Annotated in this window: 16 protein-coding genes and 1 pseudogene; 13 read left to right on the forward strand and 4 right to left on the reverse strand. The window is 56.7% G+C overall.

What is annotated here, in order from left to right:
- Window positions 1-110: 110 nt before the first annotated feature.
- Window positions 111-1,139 carry a UDP-N-acetylmuramate dehydrogenase gene (murB, locus tag D5066_RS13770; RefSeq protein ID WP_119916278.1) on the forward strand — a complete coding sequence of 343 codons (1,029 nt, stop codon included), beginning with the start codon at window positions 111-113 and terminating at the stop codon, window positions 1,137-1,139.
- Window positions 1,136-2,098, forward strand: coding sequence for a bifunctional biotin--[acetyl-CoA-carboxylase] ligase/biotin operon repressor BirA (birA, locus tag D5066_RS13775; RefSeq protein ID WP_080329122.1), 963 nt, complete (start codon window positions 1,136-1,138; stop codon window positions 2,096-2,098). Before murB ends, birA begins: the two co-directional genes overlap by 4 nt.
- A gap of 114 nt (window positions 2,099-2,212) precedes the next feature.
- Here birA and bcsG read toward each other — a convergent pair whose 3' ends face one another.
- The 3 genes and pseudogenes from bcsG to bcsE form a co-directional block, all read right to left on the reverse strand.
- The gene (gene bcsG, locus D5066_RS13780; protein ID WP_080329121.1) at window positions 2,213-3,892 is read right to left on the reverse strand and encodes a cellulose biosynthesis protein BcsG; all 1,680 of its coding nucleotides are present in this window, start codon (window positions 3,890-3,892) and stop codon (window positions 2,213-2,215) included.
- The gene (gene bcsF / locus D5066_RS13785) at window positions 3,885-4,079 is read right to left on the reverse strand and encodes a cellulose biosynthesis protein BcsF (RefSeq protein ID WP_080329120.1); all 195 of its coding nucleotides are present in this window, start codon (window positions 4,077-4,079) and stop codon (window positions 3,885-3,887) included. The genes bcsG and bcsF overlap by 8 nt, the downstream gene beginning before the upstream one ends.
- Window positions 4,076-5,638 (reverse strand): annotated as a pseudogene (gene bcsE / locus D5066_RS13790) (cellulose biosynthesis c-di-GMP-binding protein BcsE). Before bcsE ends, bcsF begins: the two are co-directional and overlap by 4 nt.
- Before the next feature lie 174 nt (window positions 5,639-5,812).
- Between bcsE and bcsR the strand changes: the two are divergent.
- From bcsR to D5066_RS13835, 10 genes are all read left to right on the forward strand, one after another.
- Window positions 5,813-6,001 carry a cellulose biosynthesis protein BcsR gene (gene bcsR, locus D5066_RS13795; RefSeq protein ID WP_008503237.1) on the forward strand — a complete coding sequence of 63 codons (189 nt, stop codon included), beginning with the start codon at window positions 5,813-5,815 and terminating at the stop codon, window positions 5,999-6,001.
- An 11-nt stretch (window positions 6,002-6,012) separates the two neighbouring features.
- Window positions 6,013-6,105, forward strand: coding sequence for a cellulose synthase operon protein YhjQ/BcsQ (locus D5066_RS23395; protein ID WP_503487654.1), 93 nt, complete (start codon window positions 6,013-6,015; stop codon window positions 6,103-6,105).
- Window positions 6,062-6,766, forward strand: a complete 705-nt coding sequence (bcsQ, locus tag D5066_RS13800) for a cellulose biosynthesis protein BcsQ (protein ID WP_503487655.1) — start codon at window positions 6,062-6,064, stop codon at window positions 6,764-6,766. Before D5066_RS23395 ends, bcsQ begins: the two co-directional genes overlap by 44 nt.
- Window positions 6,763-9,378: a UDP-forming cellulose synthase catalytic subunit gene (gene bcsA / locus D5066_RS13805; protein WP_080329117.1), complete on the forward strand. Its 2,616-nt coding sequence runs from the start codon at window positions 6,763-6,765 to the stop codon at window positions 9,376-9,378. Before bcsQ ends, bcsA begins: the two co-directional genes overlap by 4 nt.
- 10 nt (window positions 9,379-9,388) lie before the next feature.
- A complete protein-coding gene (gene bcsB, locus D5066_RS13810; RefSeq protein ID WP_119916279.1) occupies window positions 9,389-11,809 on the forward strand; it encodes a cellulose biosynthesis cyclic di-GMP-binding regulatory protein BcsB in 2,421 nt (806 codons plus the stop codon).
- 6 nt (window positions 11,810-11,815) lie between these two features.
- Window positions 11,816-12,922 carry a cellulose synthase complex periplasmic endoglucanase BcsZ gene (bcsZ, locus tag D5066_RS13815; RefSeq protein ID WP_119916366.1) on the forward strand — a complete coding sequence of 369 codons (1,107 nt, stop codon included), beginning with the start codon at window positions 11,816-11,818 and terminating at the stop codon, window positions 12,920-12,922.
- Window positions 12,904-16,386 carry a cellulose synthase complex outer membrane protein BcsC gene (bcsC, locus tag D5066_RS13820; protein WP_119916280.1) on the forward strand — a complete coding sequence of 1,161 codons (3,483 nt, stop codon included), beginning with the start codon at window positions 12,904-12,906 and terminating at the stop codon, window positions 16,384-16,386. The genes bcsZ and bcsC overlap by 19 nt, the downstream gene beginning before the upstream one ends.
- 119 nt (window positions 16,387-16,505) lie before the next feature.
- Window positions 16,506-18,512, forward strand: coding sequence for a biofilm formation regulator HmsP (hmsP, locus tag D5066_RS13825; protein ID WP_119916281.1), 2,007 nt, complete (start codon window positions 16,506-16,508; stop codon window positions 18,510-18,512).
- 159 nt (window positions 18,513-18,671) lie between these two features.
- Window positions 18,672-19,958, forward strand: a complete 1,287-nt coding sequence (locus D5066_RS13830; protein ID WP_119916282.1) for a dicarboxylate/amino acid:cation symporter — start codon at window positions 18,672-18,674, stop codon at window positions 19,956-19,958.
- A gap of 226 nt (window positions 19,959-20,184) precedes the next feature.
- Window positions 20,185-21,678, forward strand: coding sequence for a M16 family metallopeptidase (locus tag D5066_RS13835; RefSeq protein WP_119916283.1), 1,494 nt, complete (start codon window positions 20,185-20,187; stop codon window positions 21,676-21,678).
- 63 nt (window positions 21,679-21,741) lie between these two features.
- Here the strand turns inward: D5066_RS13835 and kdgK are convergent, their stop codons facing one another.
- Entirely contained in the window at window positions 21,742-22,671 is a 930-nt protein-coding gene (gene kdgK, locus D5066_RS13840) for a 2-dehydro-3-deoxygluconokinase (RefSeq protein ID WP_119916284.1), read from the reverse strand.
- A gap of 229 nt (window positions 22,672-22,900) precedes the next feature.
- Between kdgK and pdeH the strand changes: the two genes are divergently transcribed.
- Window positions 22,901-23,674, forward strand: a complete 774-nt coding sequence (gene pdeH, locus D5066_RS13845) for a cyclic-guanylate-specific phosphodiesterase (protein WP_080329110.1) — start codon at window positions 22,901-22,903, stop codon at window positions 23,672-23,674.
- Window positions 23,675-23,703 lie beyond the last annotated feature (29 nt).

The following is a 23,703-nucleotide window of genomic DNA, read 5'->3' on the forward strand; positions in this document are numbered from 1 at the left end:
AAGGCCATCCGAAAGGATGGCCTTTTTGCGTTTCTGCGCTGCACAAACTAATCCCCCAACGCCCTGCTTATACGGTAAACTACCTGCGTTTTTGCATCAGGATAGCGTCTATGAACCACTCCCTTAAGCCCTGGAATACCTTTGGCATTCAACGTAATGCTAATCAAATTGTACGTGCCAATACCGCACAGCAACTGCTGGATGCATGGCAAAGCGCAACCGAAAATAACGAACCCGTACTGATTCTGGGCGAGGGAAGCAATGTCCTGTTTCTCGACGATTTTGCGGGAACAGTGATCGTTAACCGCATCATGGGCATTGATGTGGAAGAGCGTGCCGATAGCTGGCATTTGCACGTGGGGGCCGGAGAAAACTGGCATCAGCTGGTGCAATTTACCCTCGAAAAAGGGATGCCGGGTCTGGAAAACCTTGCGCTGATCCCAGGCTGCGCCGGATCGTCACCCATTCAAAACATCGGTGCCTACGGTATCGAACTGAAGCATGTCTGTGAATATGTCGACTGCATCGAACTGGCGACCGGAACGGCTAAGCGTTTAACGGCAGAACAGTGCCGATTTGGCTATCGTGACAGTATTTTCAAGCATGAATATCAGGATCGCTACGTGATTGTCGCCGTGGGCCTGCGTCTGTCGAAGAACTGGCAGCCGGTGCTGACCTATGGCGATTTAACGCGTCTCGATCCGGCAACCGTCACTCCCCGTGACGTGTTTGACTCAGTTTGCCATATGCGAATGACCAAACTTCCCGATCCGAAAGTTAACGGAAATGCAGGAAGCTTCTTCAAAAACCCGGTTATCAGCAGCGAAAATGCAAAAGCCTTCCTTGAAGGATGGCCCACTGCGCCGCATTATCCTCAGGCAGATGGCAGCGTGAAGCTGGCCGCAGGCTGGCTTATCGATCAATGCCAGCTAAAAGGCACGTCAGTGGGGGGGGCTGCCGTTCACCAGCAGCAGGCTCTGGTACTGATTAATCAATGTGACGCGACCAGCGATGATGTTGTACAGCTGGCTCATTATGTTCGTCAGCGTGTGGGCGAAAAGTTTAACGTCTGGCTGGAGCCAGAAGTCCGCTTTATGGGCCGCACAGGTGAAGTGAATGCCGTGGAGACCATCGCGTGAAGGACAATACCATCCCGTTAACCCTGATTAGCATCCTTGCTGACGGGGAGTTTCATTCTGGCGAGCAGCTGGGTGAACAGCTGGGCATGAGTCGTGCCGGCATTAACAAGCATATCCAGACGCTTCGCGACTGGGGCGTTGATGTGTTCACGGTGCCCGGAAAAGGCTACAGCCTGCCGGAGCCTATTCAATTACTGAATGAAGAGACGATCCGCAGCCAGATTGGATACGGCAATGTTGCGGTGCTGCCGGTGATTGATTCGACGAACCAGTATCTTATGGATCGGCTGAGCGAACTCTCCTCCGGTGATGCCTGTGTTGCCGAGTATCAGCAGGCTGGTCGCGGCCGTCGCGGTCGCAAATGGTTCTCGCCATTTGGCGCCAATCTCTATCTGTCCATGTACTGGCGCCTGGAGCAGGGCCCGGCCGCTGCCATCGGACTGAGTCTGGTCATTGGTATCGTCATGGCGGAAGTGCTGCACGATCTGGGTGCCGATCGAGTGCGCGTTAAGTGGCCAAACGATCTTTACCTTAACGATCGTAAACTTGCCGGTATTCTGGTTGAACTGACGGGAAAAACCGGTGATGCCGCGCAAATTGTCATTGGCGCGGGGCTCAATATGGTGATGCGCAATGTCCAAAATGACGTGGTCAATCAGGCCTGGACCAACCTCCAGGAGGCGGGGATCGTCATCGATCGTAACACCCTTGCCGTGCGTATGATTAAAGAGTTACGTAGCTCACTCACGCTTTTTGAACAGGAAGGTCTGGCACCGTTCCTGTCTCGTTGGGAAAAGCTGGATAACTTCATCAACCGACCGGTGAAGCTGCTGATTGGTGATAAAGAGATCTACGGGGTTTCCCGCGGTATTGACGCACAGGGCGCGCTGCTTCTGGAGCAGGACGGCGCGATCAAGCCCTGGGTGGGCGGTGAGATTTCCCTGCGAAGCGCCGAATAACCGGATGGAGTGAACGATGCGAAAATCCGTCTGCGCTACCTGCTGGTGCGGATTTCAGCGCAATAATAACGCACTGACTATCCCCTCTCCCCTGGGGGGAGAGGGTTAAATCAGTTACTGCGGATACGGTACCCAGTCCCCGCCGTTCAGACGAACGTACGGCTTGTTCTGATACTGAATCACCACCGCGTTGGCGTTCTCGGAAACTTCTGCCGTTTGCGGCAGATTACTGGTGAGCTGATCCCAGTTCACGCTATCTTCCACAAACAGCTTACCGTCAACGGCGCGGGCCACCAGTTCTGAGATCGCCAGATAGCTGCCTGGCTGGGTAATCTCAATTGGCGCGCCCTGGTGCGGAGCCTTCATGCCAAAGAATTTAATACCGGCTGGCACGTTGGTGATGGACGGGCTTGGGATATCGCGCAGGCCGGATACCTGCATTCGGTCGCCTTTCAGCGCGCCACCGTGTTCAGGCACCACAACCACCATTACTTTACGTCCGGATTTTTCCAGCTCCGTGAAGAACGCATCCAGCTCGTCGAAGAATTTCTGCGCCCGAACTTTGTAATCCGCCGTTTTGCTCACGCCCGGGAAGTGATTACCGTCGTGAAGCGGCAGGGTGTTATAGAACGTCGCACTGCGCGGATTGCTGTCTTTTTCGATGGTCTGCAGCCAGCGCTGCAGCACGGCGGTATCGTCATAAACCGGCGAGCCATCGAAGCCCAACAGCGTAACGGGAAGACCGGTTTGATCCATCAGCGGTGCCTGCATGCCACCCTGTTCACGTACCTCTTTCAGGAAGTTACCGAACTGGCCGTTATGCCCCAGCATCAGATGCTGCGTAAAGCCCAGCTTCGCGAGATTATCGAACAGATAACACTGGTTACCGGCGGGCTGATACAGGTTTTTATGCGACGTCTGGCCGCAGCTTGCTCGCAGCAGGCGGATTGCCGCCGGGCCGCTGTACGAGGTGGCAGAGTTAAAGTCTTTAAACTGGATGTCAAAGTGGGACCACAGCGGGTGAGACATTAACCCGGCGGCATCCACGTCGGCCCAGGAGAGGGAGCAGATGTTAATCACCAGCAACTCAAACGGCTGCGCATCGGCTGGCAGCGCATCCGGGAATTTCGTCTGTCGCTTATCTTCAGCGGTATAAAAGCTGGAGAGCCACGCATTGAGATTGGTAGAGGTTGGCGGCGCGGTCTGCGTTGGAATATCGCCCACCACCGGCGTATCGCCTGCCGTTGTCACGGTTGCCGCTGCGCTTCCACCCGTCGTTGTCACCGTTGTCGTCGGCTGGCCGGCAGGCCACAGGGAAAAGCCTGGCCCCGCCAGCGTCAGCACGTTAAGCCAGATCATAATGGCGACGACAAACACCGTGACGCGGATCCACTGGGACAGGAAAAGCCAGGCAACCAGCAGGATAAAGACGGCGCCAATCATCTGCCAGTTAATAAAGCGCTCAACCAGGTCAAGCACATAGTCTGCGCTGAAGCCCGCAACCTGCGATCCCTGGCTCATAATGCTTTCCGGGCCAGGCAGCCAGGTATCGTGCCAGAACAGCGCAAAGCCGATAGGGATAGCCACCCAGTGACGTAAACGATGCAGCCTGATATTCGGCAGCGGCATCAGCAGGAATGCCATAAACACCAGGTTAAGCAGAGGATGGAAATTCAGATAGCCTGCCCACAGCAGACCAAACTTCACCAGAAAGTAGAAGTTCCAGCCGGAAAGGCCACGCCAGTATTGCCAGAGCGGCGAGGGTGACGAAGCGGTATAGGTAGAATTAGTCATGTTTTCGGTCTGCCTTGACGTGTGATGCCCGTGTCAGTGTTCCGGCTGGTTTTACATAGCGAGGTTTTACAAACATCACTCTGGCCGTATCACGGATACGACGTATGGAATGGCGCGCATAGTAGCCAAGCGGGAAAAAGATCAGCGCACAGACTATAACCAGTTGCAGGATATCGCTGATATTCATGATGGTGCGTTCTCCGCATTGTCTGTTAATAAGCGAAGGGGCTCCGGAACCCGGCGCCAGACGTGTCCATCATGTCTGGCATTGAGGATCGGCTTCACATCGCTCGTGATCGCAAGGGGTTTAGCCCATTGTTCAGGCTGAAGCGCGCGCATCTGCACCAGCTCCGCGCTGATAGCATTATCTTCGAACCAAATCATACGGTTTGAGAAAATATCCCCGGTAGGCAGGGGGAAGATGTGGTTAAGCGCGGTATCGAGATCGTTCACCCGGCAGAAGGACAAAAACAGCACCAGGCGATTGTCGCCAATGGTCATGATGTCCCCTGTGCGGTTCGGGCGGCATAAGGTGAGCGCCTGCTCAACGCGAATGCCCGGTACAGGTCGCAGGGCAACCATAACCCCTTTACCGTCCGCAGGCAGCAACGTGTTGTTCATCATGTTGCCGACGGCATCGCAGAACGTGTCCCATTTCTGGTATCCGCGCAGCTTCATCGGCTGCGTCATGGAGAGCAGCGTGGAAATATCTTCCGGTACATGACGGCTGAACTGCTGGCCCTGAACGCTCTCAATAAGCGTCAGGCAGCGTGACAGTGGCGCATTCTAGGGGATAACCATATTGGCCCCGCAGCCAAGCAGCAAACGCTCATCGGTGGCGCGCAGGCTGGTATTGTTTTCGCGCACGATAATTTTTAACGCGCTTCCGCGCTGGCGGCGCAAGGTATGAATTTGTCTCGCCAGCGTCTCAATCTGGTTATTTTGCATCAACGAGAAAACGAGGGTAGCCGCCTGGGTGGTACGGGCTTCATGAAAAAGCGCTTCGTTAGATTCAAACAGCGACCAGTTTTCCGACAGTGCAGGCGCGCCTTCTAAAACGGCAATATGGCTCAGAATGCGCTTTTCATCGCTGCGCGGCTGCACTACCGTTTCTTCCTGCTGTGCCAGATGCCATTTCCTCTCGCGATGACTAAGGGTGAGCTGTTGCCTGGCGCTCACGCCTTTTTCGTTACACCAGAAGGCAATATCGTAGAGATAGCTGCCCGCCTGGTCACGCAGGCTTGCCAGTCCGAACAGGGAACGATATTCGCCCATTAAAAGTGAGAACAGCTTGTCATTATTACTGCCGGGGTTGACGACCAATAGCGTGCAATTTTGAAACTTTGCCCATTTATTGATTTTTTCCAGCCACGGCAGCAGTTTTTCAGCAGGAATATTTTGCAGTACGTTATTTGCACATTTCAGAATCACTAAATAGTGATCCGGATCAATAGAGCACTGAACGTCGCGGGACAAAAAGTATAGACTATCCGCTTCCGCTGACATGGAAAACAAACGTATTTTCTGGGGGCCGCTGTCACTTTCCAGCGTAATAATTTTCTTCGGCTCTTCGCCCATACTAATGACGGCCACGCGGGAATCCTTATCCTGAGCGGCAATTGTCTGGTTTACCAGACTGATAGCATCTTCATTACGATCCGTATTAATCCACCAGACTCCACCGACTGGCATGTGGCTCAATTCGTCCCATAATGACTGGATGCCAATAGAAAATATGGAGTCCACGGTGTCCCTCTTTTCGTCTAATTTATCTGTATCTCAGTTTACTAGCGAAAGCGTAGAAATAAACCTAACATTGAAATTAAAGAACATCAGATTTAGCATGTAAATGAAATTTGTCAGGGCAGGATGCCCCGCGACTTCTGAGCGTGCGATTTTCCTCAAAGGGATGGAAAAAGAATGGATAATAACGAACCCGGAACCCCAGTCGACTCGACCCTGGGTTACACTTTCCAGAACGATTTTCTGGCGCTGACGCAGGCCTTTTCATTACCCGAAATAGATTACACCGATATTTCCCAGCGGGAACAGTTGGCCGCGGCTATTAAACGCTGGCCGTTATTAGCTGAATTTGCCCATCAACAATAAGGGAGCCATTGATGGCCATACTCGGATTACAGGGCGTCCGTGGCGGTGTGGGTACCACATCTGTTACCGCGGCGCTGGCGTGGTCATTACAGCTTTTTAGGTGAATCGGTGCTGGTGATTGATGCCTGCGCCGATAATTTGCTGCGTATGTCGTTCAACGTCGATTTCACGCGCGAAGAGGGCTGGGCCCGCGCGCTGCTTGATGACAAAGACTGGCGGGACGCAGGTCTGCGTTACACCTCCCAGCTGGATTTGCTGCCTTTTGGTCAACTGACCACCACGGAGCGCGAAAATGAAGCCGCCTATCAGCGTCTGTTTTCGCAGTTCACGCTTGCGCTGCAGAGTCTGAAAGAGAAGGGAGATTACCAGTGGATCCTTCTGGATCTGCCGCACGGCGCCGGGACGCTGACCCGGCAGCTTATCGCCCAGTGCGACCATGTGCTTTCCATCGTGAACGTGGATGCGAACTGCCATATTCGCCTGCATCAGCAGGGACTGCCTCAGAATGCGCATCTCCTGATTAACGATTTACGCATTGGCAGCCAGATTCAGGACGATCTCTACCAGGTCTGGCTGCAAAGCCAGCGACGCCTGCTGCCCATTGTGATTCATCGGGATGAGGGGATGGCAGAATGCCTCGCCTCCAAGCAGCCGCTCGGTGAGTATCGCAGCGACTCGCTCGCAGCAGAAGAGATCCTGACGCTGGCTAACTGGTGTCTGCTGAACTTCGCCAGCAAGGCGGAGCCCGCAGGGAGTTCGGTATGAGTCGACTCGCCAGCTGGCTTCTTATCCCGCCGGTCAGTTCGCGTTTGAGCGACCATTACCGGCATTTTCGCCGGCATGGCGCCTCGGCATTCAGCGCCGCGCTCGGCTGTTTCTGGATGATCCTGGCCTGGACGTTCATTCCACTCGAACACCCGCGCTGGCAGCGCATACGTGCGCGCCACGCTGAATTATATCCCCACATTAATCCCGATCGGCCACGGCCTTTGGATCCGGCGCGCTACCTCATTCAGGCCATCTGGCTGGTGGCGACGTCTCCCCGGTCAGAAAATAAAGTTCCGCACTGGCGCAGCTACTCCCGCGTACAGCAGCTACGCGAACGCTATCACCAGTGGCTGGATAAACTGCCCGATAGCGTCAGCGATAAGACCAGCCATCTGGATAACCATAAAGAGCTCGGGCATCTCCACCCGGGCTTGCGGCGTTTTATCCTTGGCGTGATTGTCGTGTTCTCGCTCATTCTGGCGCTGGTCTGTATCACGCAACCCTTCAATCCCCTGGCGCAGTTCACCTTCCTGATCCTGCTGTGGGGCGTGGCGTTGCTGGTTCGCCGTATTCCGGGCCGCTTCTCGGCGCTGATGCTGATTGTGCTGTCGCTGACGGTTTCCTGTCGGTATATCTGGTGGCGTTACACCTCAACGCTGAACTGGGACGATCCGGTCAGCCTGGTGTGCGGTCTGGTGCTGCTGTTTGCTGAAACCTACGCGTGGATTGTGCTGGTGCTGGGCTATTTTCAGGTGATCTGGCCGCTCAACCGCCAGCCGGTTCCGCTGCCGAAAGACACCACGCAGTGGCCGACCGTCGATCTCTTCGTCCCGACCTACAACGAAGACCTGAGCGTGGTGAAAAACACCATCTATGCCGCGCTGGGCATCGACTGGCCGAAAGATAAGCTCAAAGTCTGGATCCTGGATGACGGCAACCGTCCGGCGTTTCGCCAGTTTGCCGAAGAGGTCGGCGTTGAGTATATCGCCCGTCCGACTCACGAACACGCGAAGGCCGGGAACATCAACAACGCCCTGAAGTATGCCACCGGGGAGTTCGTCTCGATCTTTGACTGTGACCACGTGCCGACGCGCTCGTTCCTGCAGATGACCATGGGCTGGTTCCTGAAAGAGAAAGAGCTGGCAATGATGCAGACGCCGCACCACTTCTTCTCGCCGGACCCGTTTGAACGTAACCTTGGCCGCTTCCGTAAAACCCCGAACGAAGGCACACTGTTCTATGGCCTCGTACAGGACGGGAACGACATGTGGGATGCCACCTTCTTCTGCGGCTCCTGTGCGGTTATCCGCCGTAAGCCGCTGGATGAAATTGGCGGTATTGCCGTTGAGACGGTGACCGAAGATGCGCACACCTCTCTGCGCCTGCACCGTCGGGGCTATACCTCTGCCTACATGCGTATTCCTCAGGCTGCCGGTCTGGCGACGGAATCACTCTCGGCGCACATTGGCCAGCGTATTCGCTGGGCGCGCGGCATGGTGCAGATTTTCCGCCTTGATAACCCGCTGATAGGTAAAGGGCTTAAGCTTGCGCAGCGTCTCTGCTACGTCAACGCCATGTTCCACTTCTTATCCGGTATACCGCGTCTGATCTTCCTGACCGCGCCCCTGGCGTTCCTGCTGCTTCACGCCTATATCATCTACGCCCCCGCGCTGATGATTGCGCTGTTCGTTTTGCCGCACATGATCCACGCGAGCCTGACGAACTCGAAGATTCAGGGTAAATACCGCCATTCGTTCTGGAGTGAAATCTACGAAACGGTGCTGGCGTGGTACATCGCGCCGCCGACGATGGTCGCGCTGATTAACCCGCACAAAGGGAAGTTTAACGTCACCGCGAAGGGCGGCCTGGTAGAAGAGGAGTACGTCGACTGGGTGATCTCCCGCCCGTATATCTTCCTCGTGCTGCTGAATATTGTCGGCGTGATCGCCGGTATCTGGCGCTACTTCTACGGCCCGGAAAACGAAATCCTCACCGTCTTTGTGAGTATGGCCTGGGTGTTCTACAACCTGATTATCCTCGGCGGCGCGGTGGCGGTGTCGGTGGAGAGTAAACAGGTTCGTCGCGCGCATCGCGTTGAAATCTGCATGCCTGCGGCGATTGCCCGTGAAGATGGTCACCTCTTCTCCTGTACGGTGCACGACTTCTCTGACGGTGGTCTGGGGATCAAAATCAACGGCCAGGCGAAAGTGCTGGAAGGGCAGAAAGTTAACCTGCTGCTTAAACGCGGCCAGCAGGAGTACGTCTTCCCGACGCAGGTTGTGCGTGTGGCAGGCAGTGAGGTGGGTCTGCAGCTGATGCCGCTGACCAAAAAGCAACACATTGATTTTGTGCAGTGTACGTTTGCCCGTGCGGATACATGGGCTCTCTGGCAGGACAGCTTCCCGGAAGATAAACCTCTGGAAAGCCTGCTGGATATTCTGAAGCTGGGGTTCCGTGGCTATCGTCACCTTGCAGAATTTGCCCCGTCGTCGGTGAAATTAATTTTCCGGTCACTTACTTCGCTGGTTTCCTGGGTCGTGTCGTTCATTCCTCGTCGTCCTGAGCGGGATGAGGCGAAGCAGGCGGACCCGGTTATGGCTCAACAATGATGATAACGCGATGAAAACAAAACTTTCCTGGTTATGTGCAGTGGCAATGGGAGTGAGTGCACTCCCCGCAACAATGGCTAACGCAGCACCTGGTAACGCAGCGGCTACGCCTGCGCCAACGGTGCCCGTGGTCGCGCAGGCAACCGATCCGGTTGTTACGGCGGCACCCGGTCAAACAGAAAACGTCATTCCGAACCAGCCAACGGAGGGGAACACCCTGCCGGCAGACAGCCAGGTCATCGGGCAGGTGATGCCGGGCGTGCGGGGAGCTAACGCGCCCGTCGTCGCGGATAATGTGCCGTCGCGGGACGTGAAGCTGACCTTCGCACAAATCGCGCCGCCGCCGGGCAGCATGGTGCTGCGCGGCGTCAACCCTAATGGCAGCATTGAATTCGGTATGCGCAGCGATGAGGTTGTCTCGAATGCGGTACTGAACCTTGAATACACGCCGTCGCCCTCCCTGCTGCCGACGCAGTCTCAGCTGAAGGTCTATCTCAACGATGAGCTGATGGACGTTCTGCCGGTGACCAAAGAGCAGCTGGGCAAGAAAACCCAGGCGCAGGTACCGATCAACCCGCTGTTCATTACCGACTTTAACCGTATCCGCCTGGAGTTTGTTGGTCACTACCGCGATGTCTGCGAAAACCCGGCCAGCAACACGCTGTGGCTGGACGTCGGGCGTAACTCCTCGCTGCAGATGACTTACCAGCCGCTGGCGCTGAAAAACGATCTGTCGGCGTTCCCGGTTCCGTTCTTCGACCCGCGTGATAACCGTCCGCTTACGCTGCCGATGGTGTTTGCCTCATCCCCTGACGTGACCGAGCAGCTGGCGGCGACCATTGTGGCCTCCTGGTTTGGTTCCCGCTCCGGCTGGCGCGGTCAGAACTTCCCGGTGATGTATGACAAAATGCCGGACAGAAACGCGATTGTCTTTGCAACCAACGCGAAGCGTCCGGGCTTCCTGCGCGACCACCCGGAAGTCAAAGCGCCAACCATTGAGATGGTAAGCCACCCGGATAACCCGTACGTGAAGCTGCTGGTGGTCTTTGGTCGTGATGATAAAGATCTGGTCCAGGCCGCGAAGGCGATTGCTCAGGGCAACGTTCTTTTCCGCGGCAACAGCGTGGTGGTGGACGACGTTAAGCCGCTGCTGGCGCGTAAACCTTATGACGCACCAAACTGGGTACGTACCGACCGCGCCGTAACGTTTGGCGAGCTGAAAACCTATGAAGAGCAGCTGCAGGCGTCCGGCCTGGAGCCATCGCCGATTAGCCTGTCGCTGAACCTGCCGCCGGATCTGTACCTGCTGCGCACCAACGGCATTGATATCAATCTCAACTACCGCTATACCGCGCCGGCAACGAAAGACAGTTCGCGCATGGATATCAGCCTGAACAACCAGTTCCTGCAATCGTTCAGCCTGCAAAGCACGCAGGACACTAACCGTCTGATGCTCCGTCTGCCGGTGTTGCAGGGGCTGCTGGACGGTAAAACGGACGTCTCTATTCCGGCACTGAAGCTTGGCGCGATCAACCAGCTGCGTTTTGATTTCCAGTACATGAACCCGATGCCTGGCGGCTCGGTGGATAACTGTATCACCTTCCAGCCGGTGCAGAACCACGTGGTGATTGGCGATGAGTCGACCATCGACTTCTCGAAGTACTATCACTTCCTGGCGATGCCGGATCTGCGTGCCTTTGCGAACGCGGGCTTCCCGTTCAGCCGCATGGCCGATCTCTCAGAATCCATTGTGGTGATGCCAAAAGCGCCAAACGAAGGCCAGGTGACGACCCTGCTCGACACCATGGCGACCGTTGGGGCGCAGACGGGATTACCGGCGATTAACGTCACGTTGACGGACGATGGCAGCCAGATCCAGAACAAAGATGCGGACATTATGGTGATCGGCACCATTCCGGATAAGCTGAAGGATGAAAAACGTATCGATCTGCTGGTGAAAGCCACCGAGTCGTGGGTTAACACGCCGCTGCGCCAGACCGAGTTCCCGAGCATTATGCCGGACGTGAACGACCGCAAGGCCAGCGCGCAGACGGCCGTAACCTCTCAGGGGGCGATGGCTGCGGTGGTGGGCTTCCAGTCCCCTTATAACGACCAGCGTAGCGTGATAGCCCTGCTGGCGGATAGCCCGCGTGGCTATGAGCTGCTGAATACCGCGATGAACGACAGCGGTAAACGTGCCGCAATGTTTGGCTCGGTGTCGGTGATCCGCGAGTCCGGCGTCAACAGCCTGCGCGTGGGTGATGTGTACTACGTCGGCCATCTGCCGTGGTTCGAACGCCTGTGGTATGCGCTGTCGAACCATCCGGTTCTGCTCGCCATCCTGGCTGCGGTCAGCGTGGTCTTGCTGGCATGGGTGCTGTGGCGTCTGCTGCGTATCATCAGCCGTCGTCGCCTTAACCCGGATGAGTAAGTGGTGATGAAAGCCTTTCGCTGGTGTGTAGTGGCAGCGTTGATGCTGGCGGTGATCCCTCTTCGCGCCGCCTGTACCTGGCCTGCCTGGGAACAGTTTAAAAAGGGTTACATCAGCGAGGGCGGTCGCGTCATTGATCCCAGCGACACGCGCAAAATTACGACGTCGGAGGGGCAAAGCTACGCGCTGTTCTTTGCCCTGGTTGCCAACGATCGTAACGCGTTTGACCAGCTGCTGGCATGGACGCGCGATAACCTTGCCAGCGGCAATCTCAACGATCGTCTGCCCGCCTGGCTCTGGGGGCAGAAAGACAAAGAAAACTGGGGGGTGATTGATACCAACTCCGCCTCAGATGCCGATGTCTGGATTGCCTGGTCGCTGCTCGAAGCGGGGCGGCTATGGAAAAACCCGGACTATACCCGCACGGGTAAAGCGCTGCTAAAACGCATTGCCAGCGAGGAAGTGGTGAAAGTGCCGGGGCTCGGCTCAATGCTGCTTCCCGGTAAAGTCGGCTTTGCCGAAGAAAACGCCTGGCGCTTTAACCCCAGCTACCTTCCTCCACAGTTAGCGAGCTATTTCACCCGCTATGGTGCCCCGTGGACCACGCTGCGTGAAACCAATCTGCGGCTGTTGCTGGAAAGCGCGCCGAAGGGATTCTCGCCAAACTGGGTGCAGTATCAGAAAAACAGAGGCTGGCAGTTACAGCAGGATAAGACGCTGGAAGGGGGCTATGACGCCATCCGTGTCTATCTTTGGGTGGGCATGATGAGCGATAACGATCCTCAAAAAGCCCGGCTGCTGACGCGCTTCCAGCCGATGGCGGTAAAGACAATCAAACAGGGCGTGCCGCCGGAGAAAGTGGATGTGGCGACGGGTAAACACACCGGCAATGGCCCGGTCGGGTTCTCTGCCGCGATGCTGCCGTTTTTACAGCAGCGCGATGCCCAGGCGGTTCAGCGCCAGCGCGTGGCAGACCATTTTCCCGATAACAATGCCTACTACAGCTATGTATTGACTCTTTTTGGTCAGGGATGGGATCAGCATCGTTTTCGCTTCACCGCTAAGGGTGAATTAATACCGGATTGGGGCCAGGAATGCGCAAGTTCACAGTAAATCTACTCACTCTATCGCTTGGGCTGGCACTGATGCCGCTGGCGCAGGCCGTCAACTCTCCGCAACAGAAACAGCTGCTGGAGCAGGTTCGGCTGGGCGAATCGACCCATCGTGAGGATTTGGTTCGCCAGTCGCTCTACCGTCTTGAGCTGATCGATCCGAATAACCCTGACGTCATTGCCGCCCGCTTTCGCTACCTGCTGCGCCAGGGCGATAACGCCGGTGCGCAAAAAGAGCTGGATCGCCTGAAGGGGATGGCCCCGGACTCCAGCGCTTACCAGTCCTCACGTAACACGATGCTGCTTTCCACCCCGGATGGCCGCCAGCAGCTTCAGCAGGCGCGATTACTCGCCACGACAGGGCACACGCAGGAGGCGATTGCCGCCTATGACAAGCTCTTTGACGGTAACCCGCCGGGCGGTGACGTAGCGACGGAATACTGGAATGTGGTGGCGAAAGATCCTGCCCGTCGCAATGCGGCCATTAGCCAGCTGAAAAAAATAAACAGCAGCAGCCCCGGGAATACGCAGCTCCAGACGACGCTGGCCCAGCTTCTGTTCCAGAGCGGACGCCGTGATGAAGGCTTTGCGGTGCTGCAGGAGATGGCTAAATCCACCGGCGGCCGCAGCCAGGCGTCTGATATGTGGTATGAGCAGATCAAAGACCAGCCTGCCAGCAGCGCCAGCGTTAGCGCGCTGCAAAAATACCTGACCGTCTTCAGCGACGGCGATAGCGTTGCGGCGGCGCGCGCCCAGCTTGAGGCGCAGCAAAAGCAGCTCGCCGACCCGGCGTTCCGCGCAAAAGCGGAAGGGCTCGCGGCAGTGGATGCCGGGCAGGGGAGTAAGGCGGTGGCGGAGTTGCAAAAAGCCGTCAGCGCCAACCATGCCGACAGTGAAGCGGTGGGGGCTCTGGGGCAGGCCTATTCCCAGAAAGGCGACCGCGCCCGCGCGGTGGCACAGTTTGAAAAGGCGATTGCCCTCGATCCGCAGAGCGATAACCGCGGGAAATGGGACAGCTTGCTGAAGGTTAATCGCTACTGGCTACTGCTCCAGCAGGGTGATGCGTCGCTGAAGGCGAATAACCCGGCGCAGGCGGAGCGTTACTATCAGCAGGCGCGCAACGTCGACAATACCGACAGCTACGCGGTGCTGGGGCTGGGCGATGCCGCCGCGGCGCGTAAAGATAACGACGCGGCGGAGCGTTATTACCGCCAGGCGCTGCGGATGGACAGCAGCAACAGCAATGCGGTTCGCGGCCTGGCCAATATTTACCGCGCGCAGTCCCCGGAGAAGGCCTCGCAGTTTATCCAGTCTCTCTCCGCCAGCCAGCGCCGGAGCATTGATGATATTGAGCGTAGCCTGACTAACGAGCAGCTCTCTGCCCAGGCAGAACAGCTGGAGAATCAGGAGAAATTCGCACAGGCGGCAGAAATTCAGCGTCGCCGTCTGGCGCTCTCGCCCGGTGACGTGTGGATAACCTATCGTCTCTCGCGCGATCTCTACAGCGCGGGTCAGCGCAGCCAGGCGGATACCCTGATGCGCCAGCTCGCCAGCCAGAAACCGTCTGACCCGGATCAGGTCTACGCTAACGGGCTCTATCTCTCAGGGAACGATCAGGACCGGGCCGCGCTGGCGCATCTGGATACCCTGCCGCGCAGCCAGTGGAACGGCAATATTCAGGAACTTGCCGACCGCCTGCAAAGTAACCAGGTACTCGAGACCGCCAACCTTCTGCGCGACAGCGGCAAAGAGCAGGAGGCGGAAAACCTTCTGCGTCAGCAGCCAGCCTCCACCCGTATCGACCTGACCCTGGCAGACTGGGCGCAGCAGCGTGGCGATCTGAACGCGGCAAAAACGACGTACAACGCCGTCCTGCAGCGTGAGCCGCAGAACGAAGACGCGATCCTTGGTCTGACCGAAATTTACAGCGCGGAAGGTAACAACGATGCCGCGCGTGCGGAGCTGGCGAAACTGCCCGCCGCACAAAACGGCGAGCCGCTGTCGCTCAATATGCAGCGCCGGATCGCGATGGCGCAGGCAGGCCTGGGCGATTCTGCTGCTGCAGAACAGACCTTCAGCAAAATCATTCCGCAGGCCAAATCGCAACCCGCCTCCATGGAAAGCGCGCTGGTGCTGCGTGATGCTGCCCGCTTCCAGACGCAAAACGGCCAGCCGCAGCAGGCGCTGGAGACGTATAAAGATGCGATGGTGTCGTCCGGCATCACCACGACGCGCCCGGTGGATAACGACAGCTTCACCCGTCTGACGCGTAACGATGAAAAAGATGACTGGCTGAAGCGCGGCGTGCGCAGTGATGCCGGTGATTTGTACCGTCAACAGGATGTTAACGTCACGCTCCAGCACGACTACTGGGGCTCCAGCGGCACGGGCGGCTATTCCGACCTGAAAGCGCATACCACCATGCTCCAGGTAGATGCCCCTCTCTCTGACGGGCGCATGTTCTTCCGAAGCGATCTGGTCAACATGGACGCCGGCACCTTTGATAACAATAACGGGACTTACGATCCTAAATGGGGGACCTGCTACGATACGCCGTGTAGCGGCAACACCAGCCAGAGCGACAGCGGCGCCAGCGTCGCCGTCGGCTGGCAGAATAAAACCTGGGCGATGGATATTGGTACCACGCCAATGGGCTTCGACGTCGTCGACGTGGTGGGCGGTATCAGCTACAGCAGCGATTTAGGCCCCATCGGCTATACCGTCAACGCCCATCGTCGGCCTATCTCCAGCTCTCTGCTGGCGTTCGCCGGGCAAAAAGATACCAATACTGGCACCACCTGGGGCGGCGTGCGCGCGACGGGCGGTGGGGTAAGCATCAGCTATGACAAAGGCGAGGCGAACGGCGTCTGGTCAAGCCTGAACGCGGAAACGCTGACGGGTAAAAATGTGGAAGATAACTGGCGTGTCCGCTGGATGACGGGTTACTACTACAAGCTCATTAATAAAAACAACGAGCGTCTGTCGGTTGGTGTCTCCAATATGCTCTGGCACTACGACAAGGATCTGAGCGGCTATTCGCTCGGTCAGGGGGGCTACTACAGCCCGCAGGAGTATGTCTCGTTCGCGCTGCCGGTGACCTGGCGTAAGCGCACGGAAAACTGGTCCTGGGAGCTGGGTGGCTCGGTGTCCTGGTCCCACTCTAAAACCAAAGACGAGCTGCGTTACCCGATCCAGAGCCTGATCCCGACCGATGAGCCAGGCCGCTATACCGATCGTGGTGCGATGGAAACCGGCAGCTCCTCCTCCGGGACGGGTTATACCGCACGGGCAATTATCGAACGCCGGGTCACCTCCAACTGGTTTGTGGGCATGGGCGTGGACATTCAGGAAGCGAAAGACTATACCCCAAGCCATGCGCTGATTTATGTGCGCTATTCTGCTGCAGGATGGCAGGGCGATATGGACTTACCGCCGCAGCCGCTTATTCCTTACGCGGACTGGTAATCGGATTTTCCTTAATCCATTTGTAAGTCTCTCTTAATAGCGCGGCAATCAGGTATACTCAGGCGCGCCAGGTTTACACCCTGGCGCGCCCTGCGCTTCGAGTTTTGTGGAGAGTCATTTTGCGTGTCAGCCGTTCCTTAACGATCAAACAGATGGCGATGGTCTCTGCCGTCACTATGCTGTTTGTACTGCTCTTCTGCGTAATTCTGCTGTTTCATTCCGTACAGCAGAATCGCTACAACACGGCTTCGCAGTTAGAAAGTATTGCCCGCTCGGTGCGCGCTCCGCTCTCCGCCTCGATCCTGAAAGGGGACATTCCCGAAGCGGAAACTATCTTAAAACGCATTCAGCCTGCTGGCGTCGTTAGCCGCGCCGATGTCGTCTTGCCCAACCAGTTTCAGGCGCTGCGGATGAGCTTTATCCCGGAGCGTCCTGTCCCGATGATGGTGATGCGCCTGTTCGAGCTGCCGGTGCAAATCTCTCTGCCTCTCTATTCGCTGGAGCGTCCTGCTAATCCGCAGCCGCTGGCTTACCTGGTTCTGCAGGCGGACTCGTACCGGATGTATAAATTCGTCATGAGTTGGGTGGTTACGTTAGTGACCACTTGCTTACTTATGACCCTGATCCTTAGCGTGGCGCTGACGTGGTGTATAAACCGCCTCATTGTCCACCCGCTGCGCCGTATTGCCCGCGAGCTAAACGGGCTCACGCCGCAGGATCAGCTGGGGCACCAGCTTGAACTGCCGCGCCTTCATCACGACGACGAAATCGGTATGCTGGTGCGCAGCTACAACCTCAACCAGCAGCGCATCCAGCGTCAGCAGGATGAGTTAAACAACAGCGCCACGCGCTTCCCGGTGTCTGAGCTTCCCAATAAGGCGTTTCTGATGGCGATGCTGGAGCAGACCGTTGCGCGACAGCAAACCACGGCGCTGATGGTTATCGCCTGTGAAACCCTGCAGGACACGGCGGGCGTGCTTAAAGAGAGCCAGCGCGAAATGCTGCTGCTGACGCTGGTGGAAAAGGTGAAGTCTGTCCTTGCCCCGCGCATGGTGCTGACGCAGGTCAGCGGTTACGACCTGGTGGTGATTGCCAACGGCGTGAAAGAGCCGTGGCACGCCATCACATTAGGTCAGCAAGTACTCACTGTCATAAATGAGCGGCTGCCGGTACAGGGTATCCAGCTTCGTCCGAGCGCCAGTATCGGCATCGCCATGTACTATGGTGATTTAACGGCGGAACAGCTGTACCGCCGCGCGTTCTCGGCGGCGTTTACCGCCCGGCGCAAAGGGAAAAACCAGATCCAGTTCTTCGACCCGGAGCAGATGGAAAAGGCGCAGCAGCGCCTGACGGAAGAGAGCGACATCCTGACCGCCCTGGACAACCGTCAGTTTGCCCTCTGGCTACAGCCGCAGGTGAATTTACAGACGGGTGAAGTAAAAAGCGCTGAGGCGCTGCTTCGCGTGCAGCAGCCGGATGGCTCATGGGAACTGCCGGAGGGGCTGATTGAGCGCATCGAATCCTGTGGGCTGATGGTCACCGTCGGCTACTGGGTGCTGGAGGAGTCCTGCCGTCAGCTTGCTGCCTGGCAGGAGCGCGGCGTAATGCTGCCGCTGTCGGTCAATTTGTCAGCGCTGCAGCTCATGCATCCGACGATGGTCTCCGAGATGCTGGAGCTGATCCACCGCTACCGGATCGCGCCTGATACGCTGACGCTGGAAGTGACGGAGAGCCGACGCATTGACGATCCTAACGACGCCGTCGCTATTCTGAAGCCGCTGCGCAATGCCGGCATTCGCATTGCGCTGGACGATTTTGGTATGGGATACGCCGGGCTGCGTCAGCTTCAGCACATGAAAACCCTGCCGGTGGATGTGCTAAAAATCGATAAAGCCTTCGTTGACGGGCTGCCGGAAGACAGCAGCATGGTGCAGGCCATTATCCAGATGGCGCGCAGCCTCAACCTGCATCTTATTGCCGAGGGGATTGAAACCGAAGCGCAACGCGCCTGGCTGGCCGGGGCGGGCGTGGAGAGCGGCCAGGGCTACCTTTTTGCCCGCGCAGTGCCGCCGGATGTCTTTGAACAGCGATACCTTTCTGGTGCTGCCAATAACGCAAAAGTGTAATTTTGTTGCTGGCTTGTGCGAGCCAGCTCAAAGTTTTTAACATTTGTGTTTCAAATTTGAACCGGGTTTATTTCTGTCCTGTTATACGGGTGTTATTTTAGAGCCGCAGGTTAACCATAACCTTACAAAGCCTGTGGTTTTTCTTCCCAAGGACACCCTATGAAAACCTCACTCTTCAAAAGTCTTTATTTCCAGGTCCTGACAGCCATCGCCATCGGTATTCTGCTGGGTCATTATTACCCGGAGCTGGGCGCGCAAATGAAACCGCTTGGCGACGCGTTCGTTAAGCTCATTAAAATGGTCATCGCCCCGGTAATCTTCTGTACGGTGGTGACGGGCATCGCTGGCATGGAAAGCATGAAGGCGGTAGGCCGTACCGGTGCAGTGGCGCTTCTCTATTTTGAAGTGGTCAGTACCCTTGCGCTGATTATTGGTCTGATCATCGTCAACGTGGTACAGCCTGGCGCGGGTATGAACGTTGACCCGTCAACGCTGGACGCCAAAGCGGTCGCGGTCTATGCCGAGCAGGCGAAGGATCAGGGCGTGGTCGCCTTCCTGCTGGACGTCATCCCTGGCAGCGTCATCGGCGCCTTCGCCAGCGGAAACATTCTGCAGGTGCTGCTGTTTGCCGTGATGTTTGGCTTCGCCTTACACCGTCTGGGCAGCAAAGGCCAGCTTATCTTCAACGTGATTGAAAGCTTCTCGCAGGTCATCTTCGGCATCATCAATATGATCATGCGCCTGGCACCGATCGGTGCTTTCGGTGCGATGGCCTTCACCATTGGTAAATATGGCGTCGGCACGCTGATCCAGCTGGGGCAGCTGATCGTCTGCTTCTACATCACCTGTATTCTTTTCGTGGTGGTGGTGCTGGGCTCCATCGCCCGTGCGACAGGCTTCAGCATTTTCAAATTCATCCGCTACATCCGTGAAGAGCTGCTGATTGTTCTGGGAACCTCCTCTTCTGAATCGGCGCTGCCGCGTATGCTCGACAAGATGGAAAAGCTGGGGTGCCGTAAATCGGTCGTCGGCCTGGTGATCCCGACGGGCTACTCCTTTAACCTGGACGGTACCTCGATTTACCTGACGATGGCGGCGGTGTTTATCGCTCAGGCGACCAACAGCCATATGGATATTTTCCATCAGATCACCCTGCTGGTGGTGCTCCTGCTCTCATCTAAAGGGGCTGCGGGCGTAACGGGTAGTGGCTTTATCGTGCTGGCGGCCACCATCTCTGCGGTGGGGCATCTGCCGGTGGCCGGTCTGGCGCTGATTCTCGGTATTGACCGCTTTATGTCTGAAGCACGTGCGTTAACCAACCTGGTGGGTAACGGCGTGGCAACGGTCGTGGTCGCGAAATGGGTGAAAGAGCTGGATCACAAAAAACTCGACGATACGCTGAATAATCGCGCGTCTGATAGCAAAACGCCTGGTTTAACCTCCTAATCTTGTCACAAATGCCCGCATTCCCTTGTCGGGATGCGGGCTCCTGCGCATAATAACTGTTCATACCTGTCATAATTCGACAAGATTTTTTTTGGGTATATTTCACTTCGGACCGTGACGTTTTGCCGAACGCGCGGTCTAATCGACGTGTTTTCATCGTCATCTTTTAGAGTGAAGCGCGTCGCGAGACACTCTTTTTAACCAGGAATGTTGATCAGGGGTTCACATGCAGGGCACAAAAATTCGACTCTTAACCGGCGGTTTGCTGATGATGGCAGCAGCCAGTTATGTGCAGGCAGATGCGCTCCAGCCAGACCCGGCCTGGCAACAAGGTACGTTAGCGAATGGTTTTCAGTGGCAGGTTTTGTCCACACCGCAACGTCCCAGCGATCGTATTGAAATCCGTCTGTCCGTTAATACCGGCTCCCTTACGGAAAGCACTCAGCAAACCGGTTTTAGCCACTTTATTCCCCGTCTGGCGCTCACGCAGAGCGGCAGCTTGCAGGCAGTTCAGGTGCGTTCGCTGTGGCAACAGGCCATCGACCCGAAACGCCCGCTTCCTCCGGCTGTAGTCTCCTATGACTACACCATGTTTAACCTGAGCCTGCCAAATAACCGTAACGACCTGCTTAAAGAAGCGCTTACGTATCTCTCTGATGCCTCTGGCAACCTGGCGATTACGCCGGAAACCGTGAACTATGCGTTGAGCAACAGCGACATGGTGGCGACCTGGCCTGTGGATACCAAAGAGGGCTGGTGGCGTTACCGCCTGAAAGGCTCAACGTTGCTGGGTCACGATCCGGCCGAGCCGCTGAAGCAGCCGGTGGACGTCGAACAGGTAAAATCGTTCTACCAGAAATGGTACACCCCGGACGCGATGACGCTGATCGTCGTCGGCAATGTGGATAGCCGCGCGGTGGTTGAGCAGATCAACAAAGCGTTTGGCGATCTGAAGGGCAAGCGCGAAACGCCAGCCCCTGTTCCGACACTCTCTCCGCTGCGCGCCGAGCCTGTCAGCATCATGACGGACACCGTGCGTCAGGACCGGCTTTCCGTGATGTGGGATAACGCCTGGCAGCCTATCCGCGAGTCCGCGGCGCTGCTGCGTTACTGGCGTGCCGATCTGGCGCGTGAAGCGCTGTTCTGGCACGTCCAGCAGACGCTCAGTAAAAACAACGTGAAGAATATTGGCCTTGGCTTTGACTGCCGCGTGCTGTTCCAGCGTGCGCAGTGCGCCATTAACGTTGAATCGCCGGGCGATAAACTGAATGCGAATCTCGGTGTGGTGGCGAAAGAGCTGGCAAAAGTGCGGAAGGAGGGGCTTTCCGAAGAGGAGTTCAACGCGTTGCAGGCCCAGAAAAAACTGGAGCTGCAGAAGCTGTTTGCCACCTACGCTCGTGCCGATACCGATATTCTGATCAGCCAGCGGATTCGCTCCCTGCAGAACCAGGTTGTCGACATTGCGCCTGAGCAATACCAGAAGCTGCGTCAGGATTTCCTCAATGGTCTGACCGTTGATATGCTCAATCAGGACTTACGTCAGCAGCTGTCGCAGGATATGGCGTTGATCCTTCTGCAGCCGAAAGGCGAGCCGGAGTATGACATGAAGGAACTTCAGAAGACCTGGGATTCCATTATGGTCACCGCGTCGCAGCCGGCGCAGGCGGCCTCGGCGGATGATCTACACCAGGACGCGTCGGATATTCCGCAGGGGCAGTAATGCTTAAACATTCCCTCTCCCCGTGGGAGAGGGTTAGGGTGAGGGCATCAGCCCGCACCTTACTTAAACAGGCATCGCCTCGCGCGGAATAATCGCCCCGCGATACTGAATCACGGTGCTGGCCGTTAGGTGACCGCGCTGTGCCGCTGCTTCCGGCGTTCCTCCCGTCAGACGTACCGCCAGGTAGCCCGCGCTGAAGGAATCCCCCGCCGCGGTGGTATCAATCACTTTCTCTTTGGCCAGCTTCACAGCAGGAAGCTCGACCACCGCTTCACCCGCAATCGCGACCAGGCACGACTCCGCGCCGCGCTTAATCACCACTTCGCTCACGCCGGCCGCCTGTGTGCGGGCAATCACGTCCTCAACCGGCTTTTCACCCCACAGGGCGTCTTCATCGTCGAGCGTCAGGAAGGCGATGTCCGTGCACTGCAGCATCTGCTGATAAACCTGCTGCGTCTCTTCGCGGCTGGCCCACAGGCGTGGGCGGTAGTTGTTATCAAAAATCACCTTCCCGCCGTTGGCGCGGCATTCGCGCAGCAGCGAGAGCAGCTTTTCGCGGCTGGTCGGGCTTAAAATTGCCAGGCTAATGCCGCTCAGATAGAGGTAATCAAACGTCGCCAGCTCTTCGCATATGGCCGCAGCGGCGTCGCTCTCCAGCCAGAATTTGGCCGCCGCTTCGTTACGCCAGTAATAAAACGTGCGTTCACCGGTGCTGTCGGTTTCGATGTAGTAAAGCCCAGGCAGGCGGTTTTCCATCCGCTGGATCAGCGAGGTTTCAACATGTTCACTCTGCCAGGCTTCCAGCATCTGCTGGCTGAAGCTGTCCGTACCCAGGGCGGTAACGTAGTTCACGGTGAGTGCCTCAGGCGCAACCTGACGGGCAATGTAAACCGAGGTGTTTAACGTATCGCCACCAAATCCGCGGCTGACTTCCGCGCCTTTTTGTGACAGCTCAATCATGCATTCGCCAATCACGGCAATTTTTTTGGACATAGTCGTGAACCTGAACAGAAGAATTTTCAGCAGTGTGCGCTGAGTGAATTAGATGGTCAACTATATTAAAACGACGTTCCATTATTTTATTTGAGCCAGCGCGTGTTCCGGCAAATTTCTGTCATCTTAATTTCATTTTCGCGGTGAATTGAACATAAAGTTCTCAATTGTCGGGCCGATAACCCATTGACGAGTCCAGAAAGGCCATCCCAACAACAGGACATCTGAAATGAAGTCAGAGCAGGTTATCCAGCGGCTGAGCACTACGCCTGAGGCAAGTATTGAGAACTTGCAGGAGCATCGCTACTGGCTGCAATGTGAGCGCGCGTATACCTGGCAGCCGATCTACCGAACGGATGGTCGACTGATGGCAATTGAAATTTTGACAGTCGTCACGCACCCGTCAAATCCTTCCCAGCGTATCGCGCCGGATCGCTATTTTGCCGAAGTTGCTGTTCGCCAGCGTCTGGACGTGCTGGAAGAGCAGATCCGTATGCTGGCGACGAAACAGGCTTTTTTCGAGCAGCATACTCTCCTCGCCTCGGTTAACGTTGATGGCCCGACTCTGCTGGCGCTGCGTCAGAACGCGAAGCTGCAGGAGCTGATCGCCACCCTGCCGTGGCTGCGCTTTGAACTGGTGGAACATGTCCGCCTGCCGCAGGACTCCTCCTTTGCGTCGATGTGTGAATTTGGCCCGCTGTGGCTGGATGACTTTGGCACCGGTATGGCGAACTTCTCGGCCCTCAGCGAAGTGCGTTATGACTACATCAAGGTAGCCCGCGATCTGTTCATCATGCTGCGCCAGACCCCGGAAGGGCGGAATCTGTTTACGCTGTTATTACAGCTGATGAACCGCTATTGCCAGGGCGTGATTGTTGAAGGCGTGGAAACGCTGGAAGAGTGGCGTGATGTGCAAAACTCTCCCGCAGCGGCGGCGCAAGGCTATTTCCTCTCTCGCCCCGTGCCGATGGATCTCCTCGAAAGCGTCAGAACGACCCTCTGATAACCCCGTTTCCCTTTGTCTGGACTATA

The organism is Enterobacter chuandaensis (assembly GCF_003594915.1).
GTDB lineage: Bacteria > Pseudomonadota > Gammaproteobacteria > Enterobacterales > Enterobacteriaceae > Enterobacter > Enterobacter chuandaensis.

What these genes read in the sequence shown, in the direction of transcription:
- murB (WP_119916278.1), top strand. Translation starts at nt 111, where the DNA reads ATGAACCACTCCCTTAAGCCCTGGAATACCTTTGGCATTCAACGTAAT.
- bcsG (WP_080329121.1), bottom strand. Translation starts at nt 3,892, where the DNA reads ATGACTAATTCTACCTATACCGCTTCGTCACCCTCGCCGCTCTGGCAA.
- bcsF (WP_080329120.1), bottom strand. Translation starts at nt 4,079, where the DNA reads ATGAATATCAGCGATATCCTGCAACTGGTTATAGTCTGTGCGCTGATC.
- bcsR (WP_008503237.1), top strand. Translation starts at nt 5,813, where the DNA reads ATGGATAATAACGAACCCGGAACCCCAGTCGACTCGACCCTGGGTTAC.
- D5066_RS23395 (WP_503487654.1), top strand. Translation starts at nt 6,013, where the DNA reads ATGGCCATACTCGGATTACAGGGCGTCCGTGGCGGTGTGGGTACCACA.
- bcsA (WP_080329117.1), top strand. Translation starts at nt 6,763, where the DNA reads ATGAGTCGACTCGCCAGCTGGCTTCTTATCCCGCCGGTCAGTTCGCGT.
- bcsB (WP_119916279.1), top strand. Translation starts at nt 9,389, where the DNA reads ATGAAAACAAAACTTTCCTGGTTATGTGCAGTGGCAATGGGAGTGAGT.
- bcsZ (WP_119916366.1), top strand. Translation starts at nt 11,816, where the DNA reads ATGAAAGCCTTTCGCTGGTGTGTAGTGGCAGCGTTGATGCTGGCGGTG.
- bcsC (WP_119916280.1), top strand. Translation starts at nt 12,904, where the DNA reads ATGCGCAAGTTCACAGTAAATCTACTCACTCTATCGCTTGGGCTGGCA.
- D5066_RS13830 (WP_119916282.1), top strand. Translation starts at nt 18,672, where the DNA reads ATGAAAACCTCACTCTTCAAAAGTCTTTATTTCCAGGTCCTGACAGCC.
- D5066_RS13835 (WP_119916283.1), top strand. Translation starts at nt 20,185, where the DNA reads ATGCAGGGCACAAAAATTCGACTCTTAACCGGCGGTTTGCTGATGATG.
- kdgK (WP_119916284.1), bottom strand. Translation starts at nt 22,671, where the DNA reads ATGTCCAAAAAAATTGCCGTGATTGGCGAATGCATGATTGAGCTGTCA.
- pdeH (WP_080329110.1), top strand. Translation starts at nt 22,901, where the DNA reads ATGAAGTCAGAGCAGGTTATCCAGCGGCTGAGCACTACGCCTGAGGCA.